18 protein-coding genes are annotated in these 16640 nt (G+C 68.3%); 10 read left to right on the forward strand and 8 right to left on the reverse strand.

What is annotated here, in order from left to right:
* Positions 1–60: 60 nt before the first annotated feature.
* Together NA11_RS36400 and NA11_RS36405 are read right to left on the reverse strand one after the other, a co-directional pair.
* Positions 61–582 (reverse strand): WKL family lipoprotein, encoded by a 522-nt coding sequence (locus NA11_RS36400; RefSeq protein ID WP_245746462.1) that lies wholly within the window; start codon positions 580–582, stop codon positions 61–63.
* Between the two features lie 6 nt (positions 583–588).
* Positions 589–942, reverse strand: coding sequence for a hypothetical protein (locus NA11_RS36405; protein WP_069166623.1), 354 nt, complete (start codon positions 940–942; stop codon positions 589–591).
* A 155-nt stretch (positions 943–1097) separates the two neighbouring features.
* Here NA11_RS36405 and NA11_RS36410 point away from each other — a divergent pair, with 155 nt between their 5' ends.
* From NA11_RS36410 to NA11_RS36425, 4 genes are all read left to right on the forward strand, one after another.
* A complete protein-coding gene (locus NA11_RS36410; protein WP_369691182.1) occupies positions 1098–2264 on the forward strand; it encodes an NHL repeat-containing protein in 1167 nt (388 codons plus the stop codon).
* A complete protein-coding gene (locus tag NA11_RS36415; RefSeq protein ID WP_069166624.1) occupies positions 2264–2557 on the forward strand; it encodes a DUF5703 family protein in 294 nt (97 codons plus the stop codon). Before NA11_RS36410 ends, NA11_RS36415 begins: the two co-directional genes overlap by 1 nt.
* A 4-nt stretch (positions 2558–2561) precedes the next feature.
* On the forward strand, positions 2562–3638 hold the full coding sequence (locus NA11_RS36420; protein ID WP_069166625.1) for a quinone-dependent dihydroorotate dehydrogenase: 1077 nt from the start codon (positions 2562–2564) through the stop codon (positions 3636–3638).
* A 102-nt stretch (positions 3639–3740) separates the two neighbouring features.
* Positions 3741–4733, forward strand: a complete 993-nt coding sequence (locus NA11_RS36425) for a PfkB family carbohydrate kinase (protein ID WP_084655361.1) — start codon at positions 3741–3743, stop codon at positions 4731–4733.
* 12 nt (positions 4734–4745) lie between these two features.
* On the opposite strand, the gene NA11_RS36430 is transcribed toward NA11_RS36425, so the two are convergent.
* Positions 4746–5129 carry a hypothetical protein gene (locus tag NA11_RS36430; protein WP_069166627.1) on the reverse strand — a complete coding sequence of 128 codons (384 nt, stop codon included), beginning with the start codon at positions 5127–5129 and terminating at the stop codon, positions 4746–4748.
* Positions 5130–5154: 25 nt separating this feature from the next.
* Entirely contained in the window at positions 5155–5481 is a 327-nt protein-coding gene (locus NA11_RS36435) for a hypothetical protein (protein WP_069166628.1), read from the reverse strand.
* A gap of 451 nt (positions 5482–5932) precedes the next feature.
* On the opposite strand from NA11_RS36435, the gene NA11_RS36440 reads away from it, so the two are divergent.
* From NA11_RS36440 to NA11_RS36455, 4 genes are all read left to right on the forward strand, one after another.
* Complete coding sequence (locus NA11_RS36440; protein ID WP_069166629.1) at positions 5933–7435, forward strand: carbohydrate kinase family protein; 1503 nt, start codon at positions 5933–5935, stop codon at positions 7433–7435.
* The gene (locus NA11_RS36445; RefSeq protein ID WP_069166630.1) at positions 7432–8445 is read left to right on the forward strand and encodes a GTP cyclohydrolase II; all 1014 of its coding nucleotides are present in this window, start codon (positions 7432–7434) and stop codon (positions 8443–8445) included. The genes NA11_RS36440 and NA11_RS36445 overlap by 4 nt, the downstream gene beginning before the upstream one ends.
* Positions 8442–9152, forward strand: a complete 711-nt coding sequence (locus NA11_RS36450) for a GTP cyclohydrolase II (RefSeq protein ID WP_069166631.1) — start codon at positions 8442–8444, stop codon at positions 9150–9152. The genes NA11_RS36445 and NA11_RS36450 overlap by 4 nt, the downstream gene beginning before the upstream one ends.
* A gap of 151 nt (positions 9153–9303) precedes the next feature.
* Positions 9304–11136, forward strand: coding sequence for an AMP-dependent synthetase/ligase (locus tag NA11_RS36455; protein WP_069166632.1), 1833 nt, complete (start codon positions 9304–9306; stop codon positions 11134–11136).
* A 57-nt stretch (positions 11137–11193) separates the two neighbouring features.
* Here NA11_RS36455 and NA11_RS36460 read toward each other — a convergent pair whose 3' ends face one another.
* The 4 genes from NA11_RS36460 to NA11_RS36475 form a co-directional block, all read right to left on the reverse strand.
* Positions 11194–11730: a YbhB/YbcL family Raf kinase inhibitor-like protein gene (locus NA11_RS36460; RefSeq protein ID WP_069166633.1), complete on the reverse strand. Its 537-nt coding sequence runs from the start codon at positions 11728–11730 to the stop codon at positions 11194–11196.
* Between the two features lie 19 nt (positions 11731–11749).
* Positions 11750–13111: a M20/M25/M40 family metallo-hydrolase gene (locus NA11_RS36465; RefSeq protein ID WP_069166641.1), complete on the reverse strand. Its 1362-nt coding sequence runs from the start codon at positions 13109–13111 to the stop codon at positions 11750–11752.
* Between the two features lie 164 nt (positions 13112–13275).
* The gene (locus NA11_RS36470) at positions 13276–13914 is read right to left on the reverse strand and encodes a LysE family translocator (protein WP_069166634.1); all 639 of its coding nucleotides are present in this window, start codon (positions 13912–13914) and stop codon (positions 13276–13278) included.
* A 28-nt stretch (positions 13915–13942) separates the two neighbouring features.
* The gene (locus tag NA11_RS36475; RefSeq protein ID WP_069166642.1) at positions 13943–15106 is read right to left on the reverse strand and encodes a MalY/PatB family protein; all 1164 of its coding nucleotides are present in this window, start codon (positions 15104–15106) and stop codon (positions 13943–13945) included.
* A gap of 69 nt (positions 15107–15175) precedes the next feature.
* On the opposite strand from NA11_RS36475, the gene NA11_RS45245 reads away from it, so the two are divergent.
* Together NA11_RS45245 and NA11_RS36485 are read left to right on the forward strand one after the other, a co-directional pair.
* Positions 15176–15655, forward strand: a complete 480-nt coding sequence (locus tag NA11_RS45245; RefSeq protein WP_141718045.1) for an Lrp/AsnC family transcriptional regulator — start codon at positions 15176–15178, stop codon at positions 15653–15655.
* A gap of 137 nt (positions 15656–15792) precedes the next feature.
* Positions 15793–16530: a PP2C family protein-serine/threonine phosphatase gene (locus NA11_RS36485; RefSeq protein WP_084655363.1), complete on the forward strand. Its 738-nt coding sequence runs from the start codon at positions 15793–15795 to the stop codon at positions 16528–16530.
* Positions 16531–16640 lie beyond the last annotated feature (110 nt).

The following is a 16640-nucleotide window of genomic DNA, read 5'->3' on the forward strand; positions in this document are numbered from 1 at the left end:
TCGAATCCCCTTGCGGCACTGCGCGTACCGAGGGCGCGCTGCGTAAGCCGGACACCCGGGTCAGCCGCAGGCCGCGGTGCGGTAGTCGGCCGAACGCAGGATCCCGCACAGGTCGGTGCGCGAGATCTTCCACTTACCGTCGTGCAGCACGAAGTGCACGACGGTGGTGCGCACCGCGGACCCTGTTCCGTCTTTGTCCAGGCGCATCGTCGCGGTGAGCGTGCCGTCGTGGTTGTCGAACACCGGGTCGGTGACCCCATAGACGGCGCGCGGATTGTCTTGCAGCGCCTTGTACATGTCCGGGATAGCCGTCTTGAACGCGTCGCCGTCCTCGATGAGGTCGGTGCGTTCGCTGTCGGGCAGCGCGGGGTCGAGCGCCCGCTTGATCTGCGAGTCCAGCTGGGCCGCGGTCGGCAGCGGCGGGTGCGCGGCGATCGAGGAGGTGGTGACGGAGGCGGACAGGGAAGCATTGGCCGCCGAACGCGCGGCGTCGACGGCCGCCTCGTCCGGCCCGGTGCTGCAGGCGGCGCAGGCAAGCAGGACGAGGGTGGCCGTGGTCAGGGCGCATCGTGTGTATGGCATCCCCATCTACATACCATCAATCACGGAACTGATCCGACCGAGCAACGCGCGAACAGTTGTCACGTCACGATCCGGCACGGCGACCGGCGCGGCGTCGGGGATCAGGTCCCGCACCAACGCGACGACGCTGCGTTCGTCGTCGAGGTCGATATCGGTGACCCGCGCCTCGGCGACCGCGACGACGTCCTCCGGGCTCGGCACCGCGCTGGTGAGGTCGGGTCGGTAGATCTCCAGCGTCAGCGTGGATCGGACCGTACGAAACGCGTAGGGCCTGCCATCGCCGGTCGTTCCGAACCCATGAGCGAACGGACCAACGGTTATGTCATCGATGGCAAAGCCCGACGTATGGTCGGCTATCAACCGGATCTCCCTGATTTGGACACTGATTCAACTCAACGGTAACCCCCATCACCCACATTCTCCCCCAGCCGACACCCCGGTAGGCCGCGGTGTTGCGCCATCATGGTCAGATGGTGACGTTGCGGTTTATTCGACGGTAAGAAGGAGTTCGCTGGATGCGCCCTCGCGGCTGGGTTCAGGTGGCGGCGTTCGCGAGGCCCACCGTGGTGACGGCCCGCTACCGCCGCCAGGCCCGACCCGATGTTCCGTCGGCGGCGTTCGCGAAACACCCGGAGGTGAGGGTCCGGCACCGGCGCGCACGTGTCCCAGCGCTGGTCGCGGGCGGCATGGCATTCGTCCTGCTCACCGGATGTTCCTCCAGCTCCAACAGTGAAAACCTGCCCACCAGAGACCCGGCCGTCGCCGCGACCGCACCCACGCCGACCACCACGCCCGCGGGCGAGGTCACCCCGCTCGGCACCCCGATCGCAGGCCTTTTCGCCGAGGCGAGCACCGGTCGGCTGGCCGCACTCGACATCACCAACCCGAAGAGCAGCACGCTGCTCGTCATCGACCCCGCGAAACTCGCAGGTACGCCCGGCGTCGACGCCGTGTCCCTCCCCGCCCCCGGCGTCGCCATCAGCCAGGGCAAACCCGGCGAAGTACTGATCCCTGCCGCCAAACGGATCCTTCGCGTCGACCTCGCCACCCGCGCGGTCACCGAGGTCCCGGTCGCAGGCGACGCCCGCTCGGTCCAGTATCTCGACGACGGCAGGCTGCTCGTCGGCACCGCCGACGGCAAGGTCCGCACCCTCTCCCCGCAGGGCGCGGTCGTCTCCACCGTCGACGGTCTCGCCTCCGCCGACGCGCTCACCTACACCGACGACCGCGTCACCGTGCTCGACCGCCGCCAGACCTCGGTCACCGAGATCGAACCAGGCAAAGACGGCCTCGGCCTGTCACTTCGAGCCGGCGACGGCGCAACGACGATGATCTCCGATCGGTTCGGCCGCATCCTGGTGACCGACACCGCGGGCGGCGAACTGTTGGTCTTCAGTGCCGCACCTCTCGTCCTGCGTCAGCGGTTCCCGGTAAACTCTTCCCCTTACGCGCTTGCCTACGATCAGCGGTCCGACACCGTGTGGGTGACGTGCACGCAGAGCAACGAAGTCGTCGGATTCGACCTGTCGACGGGTATACCGAAAGAGGTGGGACGGTACGCCACCGTCCGGCAGCCGAACTCGGTGACCATCGAGCAGCGCACCGGTGACATGTTCGTGGGGTCCGCGACCGGCGACGGCCTGCAGCGGATCCGCGCGGACGATCGGAAGAGAGGGCACTGATGACTCGGGCAACGCGCGCGGAGGATGAACCGGCAGCACACGAGCCCGCCGACCGGCGGACGCGGCGACGCGGCCTGCCTGTCGGCTGGGAAACCACCAGTGACGACTATGAATACGTGCCGCTGCGCCTGCCGCCGGACGTGACCAGAGTGACCGCGTCCATGCGGCTGGCCATCCAGGCCGAGTTCGGGGGCTGGGAGCTGTCCCGCGTTCGCGCCTACACCGACGGCAGCCGCCGGGTGCTGCTGCGCCGCCGAAAGACCGCGCTACCCCAGCCGGAACCGGGAATGTGAGCTGATGTACGCCCTGCTATTACGCCTGATGTTCCTGGTTCCGCCGGAACGCATCCACCACATCGTCTTCGCAACCATGCGCTTGGCCGCGCGTTTCGCGCCGAGCCGCGTGGCGATGACCAAGCTGCTCGCGGCCGACGATCCGATCCTGCGCAACACCGCGTTCGGCATCGACTTCCCCGCGCCGCTCGGGTTGGCCGCGGGCTTCGACAAGAACGCGGACGGCGTCGACGCGTGGGCGCCGCTCGGTTTCGGCTTCGCCGAGATCGGCACGGTCACCGCGCAGGCCCAGCCGGGCAATCCCGCGCCGCGCCTGTTCCGGCTGCCCGCCGATCATGCGCTGATCAACCGCATGGGGTTCAACAACTTCGGCGCATCGGCCGCCGCCGAGCAGCTGCGCGGGCGCCGCGGTGACGTGCCGATCGGCGCCAATATCGGCAAGACGAAGATCGTCGAAGCTGCCGAGGCCGCAGGCGATTACGCGATCAGCGCGGCGCTGCTCGGGCCGCTCGCCGACTTCGTCGTCGTCAATGTCAGCTCGCCCAACACCCCGGGTCTGCGCGACCTGCAGGCCGTCGAATCGCTGCGGCCGCTGCTGCAGGCGGTGCTCGACAGTGTCGAGGTACCGGTGCTGGTGAAGATCGCGCCCGACCTGTCCGACGAGGACATCGACGCCGTCGCCGATCTCGCCGTCGAGCTCGGCCTCGCAGGCATTGTCGCCACCAACACCACCATCCGCCGCGACGGCCTGCGCACCCCCGCGGCCGAGGTCGAGGCGATGGGCGCGGGCGGGCTGTCCGGTGCGCCGGTCGCCGACCGTTCCCTCGATGTGCTGCGCCGGTTGTATCGCCGGGTCGGCGATCGCCTCGTGCTGATCTCCGTCGGCGGTATCGAATCCGCCGATCAGGCCTGGGAGCGGATCCAGGCGGGCGCCACGCTGCTGCAGGGCTACACCGGCTTCATCTACGGCGGCCCGTTCTGGACCCGCAAGATCCACCGCGGCCTCGCGGAGCGCTTGCGCGCCAACGGTTATCAGAACATCGCCGACGCCATCGGGGCGGAGCACACCGCCAACGCCTGAGGTCGCCGCCGGTTCTGCAATGGTGAGGATCGCGGCCGGATCGGGCCTGCGCGGCTTATTCTGGTTGGGGCACAACCCAACAGGCACCCGAGGGGGCGGCGCATGGTCTCCGGGGATCGAGGCGTGCTCACCATCATGGGCGACGCCGTTGTCGACCACATCTACCGCACCGACCGACTGCCCGCCGAAGGCAGCACGGCGCGTGGACGTTTCGAGGAGCACTTCGGCGGCAAAGGTCTCAATCGCGCGGTGGCCGCGGCCCGGCTCGGGTTGCGGGTCCAGCTGATCAGCGCGGTCGGCGGTGACGTCGCCGGTCGGCGCATCATCCGGTATCTGGGTCGCCAGGGCGTCGACACCGAACTGGTGAAGGTCGTGTCGGGTGAGTCGACACCGGTTGTCGCTGTCATCATCGCCAGCAGCGGCGCCACCGGCATCATCGGCGACAGTGATGCCGCGGTCCGGTTGAGCCGCGACGACCTGCGCACGCCCGCGGCGCGTTCCGCGCTTACGACCGCCGACGCGGTGCTGCTCACCTTCGAGCCGCCGATCGCCGTGGTCGAGCAGGCGCTCGCGGTGATCCGACCAGGACGCGGACGGCCGCGAGTGCTCGTACAGGCCACACCGTCGACGGATGCACCGCAGTACATCTCCAAATACTTCGGCAAGATCGACTACCTGATCGGGACCCGCAGGGAGCTCGGCGATTTGGTGGCCGAGCCGGGGCGGTCCGGCGCAGCACCGATCCCCGACTTCGGTTTCGAGATCGCGCCGCAACTGCTCGCCCAGGGCGTCGGAAGTGTGTGCGCCGTCGAACGATTCGAATGCAGCGTGCGCTCGACGGCGCTGAATCTCGATGTGCCCCGCTCCCTTGCGGCGCTGCTCGAGGATTCGCCGGGATCCTATGCGGCCTTCGGCGCCGCCCTCGCCTACCGGCTGGTCACCAATGAGCGCCCTGCCGACCGATCCGACTTCGAGTGGGCCACCGCCGCGATGGCCGCGACCCAGTCGTTCGGCGACGTGTCCGACGCCATGCCTGCCGTCGACGAGATCGACCGGATCGCCGGATTACCAACGCTTTCCGACGGCCGCGACTGACCGCCGACCGACTCAGTGCACAAACGGCGGTTCGACGACGTGCTTGCGCAGCGGATGCGACCTGGCCTGCCCGCGCGGCACCGGGTCGCCTTGCGCGGACCGGCCTTGGTTCAGTCGGGCCGCAATCCGCTTGGCCAGCAACACGACCGCCTGTTCCCAGCGGATGCCGACCACCTCGGCGCAGGTCTCGATGACCGATTGGGTCCTGCTGTCCTGGGTGGCCGCCGGGTCACTCAGCAGTTCGTCGAGCTCCATGCCCGCGCGCGCCTGCACTTCGGTCAACGTGTGCTCGGGTAGCCAGCTCAACCGCCAGCCCGCCACGCTGCCCGGCTCCCTGAACGCCCACTCCGGGGTCTTGTCACTGATCATGGTGAATGGGGTGGTGTGCACAGTCATCGCTGCCTCCGGTGTAGCAGTTCGATCATTGCGAATGCCTCCTGTCGTGCATCCGCAGGTGCAGCAAAGTGGTGGCCCGCTGCACCGTGATTCCCAGGACCGCGGCCAGTGTCTCGGCCCGCTCCTGCGTCGATGGGTCCCCTGCCGGGTGACCGCCGGCGGTGTCGGTAGCCGCCGAGCCGTTGCGGCTCAGCAGCTCGTCCAATTCCATGCCGGCTCGGGCTTGTTCGTAGCTGAGCCGGTGCGGCAACCAGCTCAGGCGCCATGCCGATGCCTCGTGACCCGCTACCCGCCACGCCCATTCGGAGGTGTCGCTGCTCGTCATCGCCCGGCTGTTCTCGTAGATCGTCACGGTTGCCTCCTCCGCGGAGGAGCCACCGACGCGCCTGCTTGGTGGGTGCGGAGCCGGGCCGACCCGCGTGGTGCGGTCGGCCCGGCAGGCTTCCTCGGGGAAGCGGTGCGCGCGACGGCTTGATCTGGATGGGATGCGGGGGCAGGCGAGCGCGCGAGGCCCGCCTAGTCCGTGACCAGGTTCGGCTCGAGGTCGGTGTCGGAGCCGTTGTGTCGGTGTGGCTTTCGCCGCCTGCTCTGCCGAATCAGGAGAACGATTTTCATCTCCGGGTCCCCTCCCGAGGTGGCTGGGGAGGCGAAGTTTCGCCAAGCCCAGTGTGGCATTTGCCGTATCGGACCGTCAATTGCCGTTGTAGGTTGGTAATTGACAGTTCGTCGGCTGGCTAAACCCGGTTTTCCCGCCTATCGTCAGCGCGACTCCCCAGCAACGACCAGAGAGAGGCTGACCTGCCATGATCCCGCAGGACTCGGGAATCGTTGCCGTCCGCAATATCCTCACGCGGCTGTGCAAACGCTCTGGTCTGAGCTCGGATCGATTACGCACCACCGAAATCGACGTCGCACCACTGCTGGACTTGCTCGCGGTGCGCCAGCACGCCCGCCGCCACGGAGTCGAACCCGAGGAGGCGGTGCTGCCGGTGGTCCGGAACCTGGCCGCGCAACTGGAGCCGACCAACCGGATCATCGCCGACGCCGAACTGTCCCTCGGCCTACTTCGGGAAACCGCTTCCGACAGTGTCGATCTCGACCGGCTGTACGCCGCGGATCTCGGCGAACGACGCGAATACCTCGCCGAGGGCTGGCAGCTGCTGCACGACACCCTCGACGCCGAACCGACGCCGCGCGCCCTGACCGTCCGATCCTTGCGCGCCACGCCGGAACGCCGTGCGTTCACCGCCCTGGCGAGCCTGCTCGTCAACGAATCGGTCTACGACGCCCGCCCACAGGCCGAACCTGCGGTCAAGTCCACACCGTCGCCGAAAGCGCCTGCCACACCGGCGGTTCGGGGCGTGGTCACGGTCTTCGGTGACGCGGTGATCGACCACATCTACTTCGTCGATCACATCCCCATGCCCGGCGCCTCTGTGGTGGGCAACAGCTTCGAGGAACATCCCGGCGGCAAGGGACTCAACCGTGCCGTCGCCGCCGCACGGCTCGGCCTGCAGGTCCGGCTGATCTCCGCGGTCGGCGACGACGACGCGGGCAAGCGCGTCCTGGACTATCTGCGCTCCCAGAACGTCGACACCGACCTGGTGAAGGTGGTGCCCGACGCGCCGACCCCGGTGACCGCGGTGATGATCACCAGCACCGGCGCGGCCGGGCTCATCGGCTGTCGCGACGACCGAATCCGGCTGAGCGCACACGACTTACGCAGTACCAGGATCCGTTCGGCGGTCGCGGCCTCCGACGCGGTGCTGCTCACCTTCGAGCAGCCGAGTGCCGTGATCGAGCAGGTGATGGCGTTGGTCCAGCGGATGGAGCCACGGCCACTGCTCGTGGTGCATCCCGGTCCGCCCATCGCCCTGCCGCAATATCTGTACCGCTACCTCGGCGCCGTCGACTACCTGGCGGGCACCAGTCACGACCTCGCCGCGCTCGTCCCCGAGGTGGCGGCCGCCTCCACTACCGATACCGCCCAACGACTCCGGGCGCTCGGCGTGCGCTCGGTCTGCGCGACCGAGGACTTCGGCTGCACCGTCTGGTCGGACCGGGTGAACCTGCAGATTCCGGCATTTCCCGCCGCCATGGAAGATTCACCGGGAGCGCAGGCTGCCTTCGCGGCGGCGCTGGTATACCGTCTCGTTTCGACCCGCAGGCCCGCCGACAAAGACGACTACGTCTGGGCGACCGCTGCGATGGTGGCAACGCAGTCGTTCGGGGACGTCCCCGGAGCAATGCCGCCGGTCAGCGAAATCGACCGCATCAACCGACTTGCTTCGGAGGAGCAGCATTGACCACACCCCTGTCCCACCTTGCCGATACCGATCACCGGGTCGTACGCAAGGACAACGGTCTGCGGATCAGGGTGTCAGAACTAGACGACGCGGGCGAACGCGGACATCTGCTGATCTTCGGTGACCTCACCCCCGAGGACTGCCTCGTCCGGATCCACTCGCGCTGTCTCTACGGCGAGGTGCTCGGCTCCGACGACTGCGATTGCGGGCCGGAACTCGAAGCGGCCCTTGACCTCATGCAACGCGCAGGCTCCGGTGTGCTTGTCTACCTGGAGCAGGAGGGGCGCGGCGCGGGCCTGGTCAACAAGGCGCGCGGCTACCGGCACAGCGAACGGCACGCGCTCGACAGTTTCACCAGCTATCAGGAGCTCGGCTATCCCGTCGATGCCAGGACCTACGACGCGGCGGCCCGCGGCCTGTTCGAGCTCGGGCTGCGCTCGATCCAGCTGCTCACGAACAACCCGGCCAAGGTCGACGCCGTCCGCGCCGCCGGTCTCGACGTGGTGGTGCTGCCGATGATCACGCCGGTCCGCAGCGAGCGGGCGCTCGCCTATCTCGAGGCGAAACGGGTGCATCGCGGGCACATGATCCCGATCGCCGATGCGTCGTGGCCGACGGCGCCGGTCGCGCCGCCGGTGGCCTGGCGGACGTTCCTGCCGCTGATGAACCGGGAGTTCGCCGCGGTCGGCGCGGTCGCGATCATGTCGGTCCTGCTCGTGGCGACGGGTCAGGTGGCGGCGGGTGTGCTCGTCGGCTTGCTGCTGACCCTCGGCTACGCGCTGTGGCACCGTGGCCTGCTCGTCGAGTGGCGGGCGCGACGACCCCGCGCCGCCCAATTGCCGCCCGCGCCACTCGGACTCGACGTCGCAAGCGTCGTGGCCGCGCTACCGCCGCGCACGCCTGCGCTGCCGGGTCTATCCTCTGCTGTCGACGATCAGGGCCAAGCGCCCGCGAACGTCGGTCCCTATTCGACCTGTGCCCCAAGATCCATTGCGAAGGAAGCAGTTTGACCATTGCCGAGTGGGACCTTGCCGACACCGGCCACCGGATGTTCCGCAAGGGAAACGACCTTCGAGTTCGGGTGCTGGAATTACCCGAAGCGCGCGACGGCGGGCATGTGCTGATCTTCGGTGAGCTCACCGACGGCTGCCTGGTCCGGATCCATTCGCGCTGTCTCTACGGCGACGCGCTGCAGGCCGACGACTGCGACTGCGGACCCGCCCTGGACAAGGCCATGGACCTGATCCAGGCGGCGGGCTCCGGCATCCTGATCTACCTGGAGCAGGAGGGTCGCGGCGCGGGCCTGGTCAACAAGGCGCGCGGGTTGCGAACCAGCCAGCGCGACGGGGTCGACACGTTCCGCAGCTACCAGAGCCTCGGCCTGGAGCCGGACTCGCGCAGTTACGACCATGCGGCCGTGGCGCTGGAACGCCTCGGCCTGCGCTCGGTGCGCCTGATGACGAACAATCCGGACAAGGTCCGCGCGGTGCGCGCGGCGGGCATCAAGGTCACCGTGCGGTCGCTGCACACGCGCCCGCGCAGCCCGCGCGCGCTGGAGCTGCGCGAGGCCCAGCGACTGAGTGGACACCTGCATCCGACCGCGGACGCGCGCTTCGCCGAGCTGTGGCTGTTCCTGCGTAGTGGCTGGTTCGCGCTGCGCAGGCGGGTGCACGGCCATTACCTTGCGCGTAAGCCCCGTCATTCCCCGCCGATCTAGTTACCATGAGTGAGCCGCGCCACTCCTGGTGCGCCGACTCGTGAGAAACTGACAGACGCGTCGCCGCATTATGTCAGGATTCGGGTCTTCGAACCGCCCGCGTGCGGACGCCGCGAGGCGCGGTTCATCGCATGGAAATCGGAACAGGGATATGACGACAACAGACATCGGCTATTCGCACAAATCGGGCAAAACGGTCTACACCGTCACGGAAGCCTTCCAGGAGACCCTGACCTTGCGACCCGAGCAGGTCGCACTCCGGACGGTAGGCGGCACCCAGGAGATCACCTGGCGGCAGTACGGCGAGCGGGTCCGCGTCATCGCCGCAGGCCTGGCCGCACTCGGCGTCAGCCGCGGCGACACCGTCGGCATCATGCTCACCAACCGACCCGAGTTCAACCTCGTCGACACCGCAGCGCTGCACCTCGGCGCCGCCCCGTTCTCGATCTACAACACCAGCTCCCCCGAGCAGATCGCGCACCTGTTCACCAACGCCGAAAACAAGGTCGTCGTCACCGAGCAGGTCTTCCTCGGCGCCGTGCAGGGTGCAGGCGTGCCGCTCGAGCACATCGTCCTCGTCGACGGCTCGGCCGCAGGCACGATCAGCCTCGCCGATGTCGAGGCAAACCCGTTGGCCGACTTCGACTTCGAGGCCTCCTGGCGGGCCGTGCAGCCGGACGACCTGGCCACCCTGATCTACACCTCGGGCACCACCGGCCCGTCCAAGGGCGTCGAGATCACCCACCGCAATGTCGTCGCGCAGATCGTCGGCCTGGTGACCGGGCCGCTCGTCCTCGGCATCGACGACCGGTCGGTGTCCTACCTGCCCGCCGCGCACGTCGCCGACCGCATCTCCGGACACTGCGCCAACCTCTTCACCGGCGTGCAGATGACCTGCGTCCCCGATCCACGCGAGATCGCCGCCGCGCTGCCCGACGCGCGCCCCACCGCGTTCTTCGGCGTCCCGCGCGTCTGGCAGAAGATCAAGGCAGGCATCGACGCGAAGCTGGCGACCGAGCCGAGCCCGGTCAAGAAGAACCTCGCCAACTGGGCCATCGGCGTCGGCGTCGCCGCCGCCCGCGCCGACCTCGCAGGCTCAGGGCGCGGGCCGCTGCTCAGCGTGCAGCACAAGCTCGCCGACGCGCTGGTGCTCAGCAAGCTGCGCCACGCCCTCGGTCTCGACACCCTCAAGGTCGCGGCCTCCGGCGCCGCGGCGATCCCGCCGGAGACGCTGGAATACATGCTCGGCCTCGGCTTCACCGTCACCGAAGTGTGGGGCATGTCGGAGACCTCCGGCGTCGGCACCTTCACCGAACTGGCCAAGCCGAAGCCGGGTTCGGTGGGCCGCGCCCTCGACGGGGTCGAGCTGCGCCTCGACGAGGACGGCGAGCTGCTGGTGCGCGGCGCGATCGTCACCCCCGGCTACCGCAAGATGCCGGACAAGACCGCCGAGGCGATCGACGCCGACGGCTGGCTGCACACCGGCGACGTCGCCACCATCGACGGCGACGGCTACGTCACCATCGTCGACCGCAAGAAGGAACTCATCATCAGCGAGGCGGGCAAGAACATCTCGCCGACCAACATCGAGAACGCGGTCAAGGCGATGTCCTCGCTGGTCGGCCAGGTGGTCGCGATCGGCGACGCGAAGCCGTACATCGCGGCGCTGATCGTGCTCGACCCCGACACGGCTGCCGTGCGCGCCAAGTCGCTCGGCACCCCCGACGCGGACCTGACGGCGCTGTCGACCCGGCAGGAGATCGTCGACGAGGTGCTCGCCGCCGTGCAGGCCGGCAACACCAAGCTGTCCAGGGTGGAGCAGATCAAGCGGTTCGTGATCGTGGACAAGGCGTGGGAGCCCGGCGGTGACGAGCTCACCCCGACGCTCAAGCTGCGGCGCAACCCGATCGCGGCGAAGTACGCCGGTGCGATCGGCGAGCTCTACGCCGCCGAGGTGCCCGCGAACGTCGTCAACGTCAAGTAGCTCGAAAACGCCGGTGGCCCTGGGCTTTTGCCCAGGGCCACCGGCGTTTGCCCGAAACTACTTCTGCTCGTAGGTGCCGACGATCGTGGCGCGAGCGATCGCGTGCGAGAACAGGTTGAAGCCGAGGTAGGCCGGGCTCGCGTTCTCGTCGAGGCCGAGGCTCGCCACGTCCACCGCGTGCACCGCAATGAAGTAGCGGTGGTAGCCGTGGCCGGCCGGCGGTGCGGTGCCGACGAATCCGGTGATGCCGGCGTCGTTGCGCAGCGAAAGCGCGCCCGTCGGCAAGGCGCCGCCGTCGCTGCCCGCACCGCTGGGCAGCGAGGTGACACCGACCGGGATGTCGGCGACCGCCCAGTGCCAGAACCCGGACGCCGTCGGCGCGTCGACATCGAACACGGTGACCGCGAAACTCTTTGTCTCCGCAGGGAATCCGGACCATGACAGCTGCGGCGAGATGTCCTTGCCGCCCGCGCCGAACACACCGCTGACCTGATCGTTGCCGAACTGCTGGCCGTCAGTGACATCGTCGGAGGTCAGCGTGAACGACGGCAGCTGCGGCAGCGCGTCATACGGGTTGAAGGAGTAATCGGGCACGGGTGGTCCTTTCGGGTTGTCAGCTGTTCAGGAGGAAGTGTTCCAGTACCTTGGTGCCGAATTCCAGCGCCTGCACCGGAACTCGCTCATCGACACCGTGGAACAGTGCAGCGAAGTCCAGTTCCGGCGGCAGTTGCAGCGGCGCGAAACCGAAGCACCGAATACCCAAGCGGGCGAACGCCTTCGCGTCGGTGCCACCGGAGAGCATGTAGGGCACGGTACGCCCCTGCGGGTCGTGGGCGAGGATCGCGGCGTTCATCGCGTCGACCAGGTGGCCGTCGAAAGTCGTTTCGTACGAGTCAAGTTTGGTGATCCACTCGCGTTCGACGTCCGGGCCGATCAGCTCGTCCACTTCCCGTTCGAACGCCGCCTGCCTGCCCGGCACCACCCGGCAGTCCACCACCGCCTCCGCGGTCTGCGGGATCACGTTGGCCTTGTAGCCGGCCTGCAGCATGGTCGGGTTCGCCGTATCCCGCAGTGTCGCACCGATAATGCGGGACAGGGTGCCGATCTTGGCCAGCTGGCCTTCGATGTCGGGACCGTCCGAATCGAACTCCAGCCCGGTCTCCTCCGACACCGCCGCGAGGAACTGCGACACCGAATCCGACATCACCACCGGGAAGGTGTGCTGGCCGAGCCGCGCCACGGCGGCGGCCAGAATGGTGACCGCGTTGTCCTCGTGCAGGAACGAGCCGTGGCCCGCTCGGGCCTTGGCGCGCAACCGCATCCAGCCGAGGCCCTTCTCGGCCGTCTCCACTAGATAGAGCCTGCGCTCGGTGCCGTCGGGACGCGGGACCGTCAGCGAGAAGCCGCCGACCTCACCCACCGCTTCGCTGATGCCGTCGAACAGGTCGGGGCGGTTGTCCACCAGCCACTGCGATCCCCACTTGCCGCCGTTCTCCTCATCGGCCAGGAACGCGAACACGATATCGCGGGGCGGGACCGTGCCCTCCCGCTTGAACTGACGGGCGATGGCCAGCATCATGCCGACCATGTCCTTCATATCGATGGCGCCGCGCCCCCACACGTAGCCGTCGCGGACCGCGCCGGAGAACGGGTGCACGCTCCAGTCGGCGGCCTCGGCGGGCACCACGTCCAGATGCCCGTGGATCATCAGTGCCCCGCGGCTGTTGTCGGCGCCCGCCAGTCGGGCGAACACGTTGCCGCGCCCCGGCGCTCCCGACTCCACGTATTCGGTCGTATACCCCGCCTCGTGCAGTTGCTCGGCCACCCACTCCGCGCACTCGCGCTCCCCCTTGGTGGTGGCGAGGTCGCCGGTGTTCGAGGTATCGAACCGGATCAGCGCGCTGACCAGGTCCACCACCTCGGCTACCGCGCGAGAGCTGCTGTTGGGGACCGATCCTTCGACAGTTGTGGACACGTTCCCTTTCCTACCATCCGCCGCGGCGGGCGCCACCGGCATCCCTCGTCGACACTCCAGCGGTCGCGCAGCGTACGGCACCGAACGCCGCGGCCGCGGGGATCAGCATCACGGTGATCGTAATCGGTGTCCGCCGTGCCGAATCCGGTTGGGCGGCAACGCGGTCACGCGTTATCCGACAGAGCCAGCTTCAGTCCGAACGCGACGAGCACCGTGCCGGTGACGGCCTCCATCGCTCGCTTGACCGAGGGACGGCCGAGCCAGGCCCGCATGAACCGGACGCCGAGGATAAGGACGGTCAGCCACAGCATGCCCTCGAGGAAATGGACCATGGTGAGCGCCGCGCCCATCAGCAGGTGCGGCGCCGTCGGCGGGATGAACTGCGGCAGCATCGCGATGTAGAAGACGCCGACCTTCGGATTGAGCAGGTTGGACAGCGCACCGCGCAGCCAGGCGCGCAGCATGCTGCCGCCCGCGGTGTCGTCCGCGGCGGCTTCTGCGGCATCGGCCCGATGCCGCAGGGCGAGCAGGCTGGTGACGCCGAGCCAGATCAGATAGACCGCACCGGCGACACGCAACACCGTGTACGCGACCTGCGAGGTGCTCAGCAGCACCGACAACCCGCCTGCCGCGGCCGTTCCCCACACCAGCAGACCGGTGCCGACACCACACGCGGTGACGAAGGCGTAGCGCGTGCCACGCGCGATGGCCGAGCGCAGCACCAGCGCGGTGTCGACGCCGGGCACCACGGTCAACAGTCCGGCCACGAGGGCGAAGGAGATCAAGCCGCTCCACACGCTCATGAGGCCAATCTACTCGGAGCGCGAACCGTCAACGGTTGCGGTGTTTCTCGACCGCGTCGCGCATCCGGCCGAGCATGTCCTCGAGGACCGGACGATACGTGGCGAAGTTCAACCGGGCGAAACCGCTGCCCGCCGTGCCGAAATCCGGTCCTGGCAGCAGTTTTACCCCGGCTTCTTCCAGGAAGAAGGCCGCTGGGTCCCGGTCGAGTTCGAGGGCGCGGCAATCGAGCCAGGCCAGGTAGGTCGCCTGCGGTGGGTGGAATCGGATCTCGGGCGGCAGCATTGCCGCGACGAGGTCACGGTTCTCGGTCAATCTCCGTTGGGTGTCGGCCAGCCACGCGTCACCGTCCTGCCAGGCCGCGCGGGTTGCCAGCACACCGAGCGCGCTCGCCTGCCCGTACAGCTGCGGTGGGTGCGCGGCCAACGCCGCGCGCACCCTGCTGTCGCCGATATGGGCGACACAACAACGCAATCCGGCCAGGTTGAACGCCTTGCTCGCGGAGTTGAGTGTGACTGTGCGCCTAGCGATTTCGGGGCCGAGCGCGGCGAACGGGAGATGCCGGTTCCCGTCGTGGGTGAGCTCGGAGTGGATCTCGTCGGAGATCACGATCAGATCGTGGCGCTGCGCGACCTCGGCGATCGCGGACAGTTCGTCGCGATCGAACATGTGGCCGGTCGGATTCTGCGGGTTCACCAGAACCAGGGCGCGGCAACCGAAGCTGCTGACGTCCGCGGCGAAGCGGTCGATGTCGAAGGTCCAGCCACGCGGTCCTTCGATCATCGGGATCGGCACCAGCGGGCGGTCCATCACCCGCAACGTCTCCAGAAACGGCGGGTAGGTGGGCGTATGGACCGCCACCGCGTCGCCGGGGCGAGTCATCAGATGCAACACGAGCTGCACCACCTGCACCAGTTCGGTGAAGACGTACACCTGCTCGGGGTCGAGCGCGAGGTCGTAGCGGTCGTGCACGCGATCGGTGAACACCTGCGCCAACGGGTTTCGATCGAGCCGATCGTCCCAGTCCGGGTAGCCGAGATCGCCGGCTATCGCCCGCGACAACGCCTCGCGCACCGGATCGGCGACGGGAAAGTCCATGTCCGCGATCCATGCGGGCAGCACGTCGTGGCCTGCTTGCGCCCATTTGATGCCCGCGCGTCGCCGGAGCGCACCGATGTCGACAAGATCGTCCATGGGCTGAACATAGAGTGCGCGGCGCCGGACGCGATTGACAATTTTCCCGCCGTCACGCAAATTCCTTGCGTGACTGCTTTTCCGCTCGATGAGATCGATCTCCGACTACTCGCACTGATGCAGGTCGACGCGACCCGGCCGCTGCACGACCTCGGCGAACAGGTCGGGCTGTCGCCGAGCGCGGTGCAGCGCAGGCTCGTCCGGCTGCGCGCGGGCGGAGTGATCACCGCCGAGGTCGCCGTGGTCGATCCTCGCGCGGTGGGGCTCGGGCTCACCGCCGTCGTGCTGGTCCAGCTGGCCGAGGACGACGCGGGACGCTACGCCGATTTCTGTACTCGTATGCTCACCGAGCCGACCGTGCAGCAGTGCTATTCCGTTGTCGGCCAATGGGATTACGTGGTGGTGCTGGTCACCGAGGATCTCGCGAGCTACCGGCGCATCTCGAACCGGCTCTTCGTCGAGGAAACCGCCGTCCTGCGCTACGAGACCCTGCCGACCTACGAACGCATCAAAGCCCAACTCGCCGTTCCGGTCTCGGCGCCCAGCTGAGCCGGATGGGCGCGGACACCAAACCGTAACCGGCTTCACAGCACCCACTCAGCAGACTGGCCGCGCGCACACGGGTTGCGGCGGCACACTGGGATGGTGCAGGCAGGCACGCGCACCGGGTACGAGGAGGTCAGGTCATGTGCTCAGCACCTGTCCCCGAAGACAAGGAAGCCGAGCTCGTCCGGCTCACCGGCGCGACATGGGAGTCGGTGAGCAGGCGCGGTCTGCGCTCGGTGAACGCCGACGCCGCGGCCGTCACGACCGATCCGGTCAGCGGCCGCACCGCCTTCGTGGTTGCCGACGGCATCGGTGATCACCTCTCCGCCCTTCGCGCGGCACGCACCGCCGCCACCATCGCCGCAAGGGCGGGCGCGGAGCACGGCGCGCGGGCCGGAATCCTTGCGGCCCAACGCGAATTGCACCGGGAGCTCCCGCAGGCCGATGCCGACTGCGTCCTCGTCATCGCGGTGCTCCCGGTCGCCGACGGCCAGTGCGATATCGCCTGGGTCGGCGACTGCCGCGCCTATCGCTGGAACGGCCGGGTGCTGCATCAGATCACCACCGACCACACCGTCGCCGAATTCTGGCGAGCCCGCGGGCAAACCCCGCCCCCTCGGCTGAACCACCTGGTGACCACCTCCGTGCGCACCGTTCGACCCGGCGACATCGGCGTCGCCGTCACCGGAGCCAGCTCCGGCCGACTACTCCTGAGCACCGATGGCGTGCACAAGAAGCTCGACATCGTTGCCGTCAAAGCGATACTCGCCGAGGCGAACTCGGCCGCCATGACGGCGGACATCCTGGTGGACAGCGCCCTTCGACTAGGTGGCACCGACAACACCACCGCCCTCGTCGCCGACCGCCCGGCCCGGTAGGCACCTGCTCTGAGTGTTCCGTCCCCTCCTGGCCGCCAAAAATACCAACCGGTCCGCACGCAAACCATCCGGCGCCTTCCGGGTCCGCACCTCTTCCGTGGGTCCGCACT

The organism is Nocardia altamirensis NBRC 108246 (genome assembly GCF_001612685.1).
GTDB lineage: Bacteria > Actinomycetota > Actinomycetes > Mycobacteriales > Mycobacteriaceae > Nocardia > Nocardia altamirensis.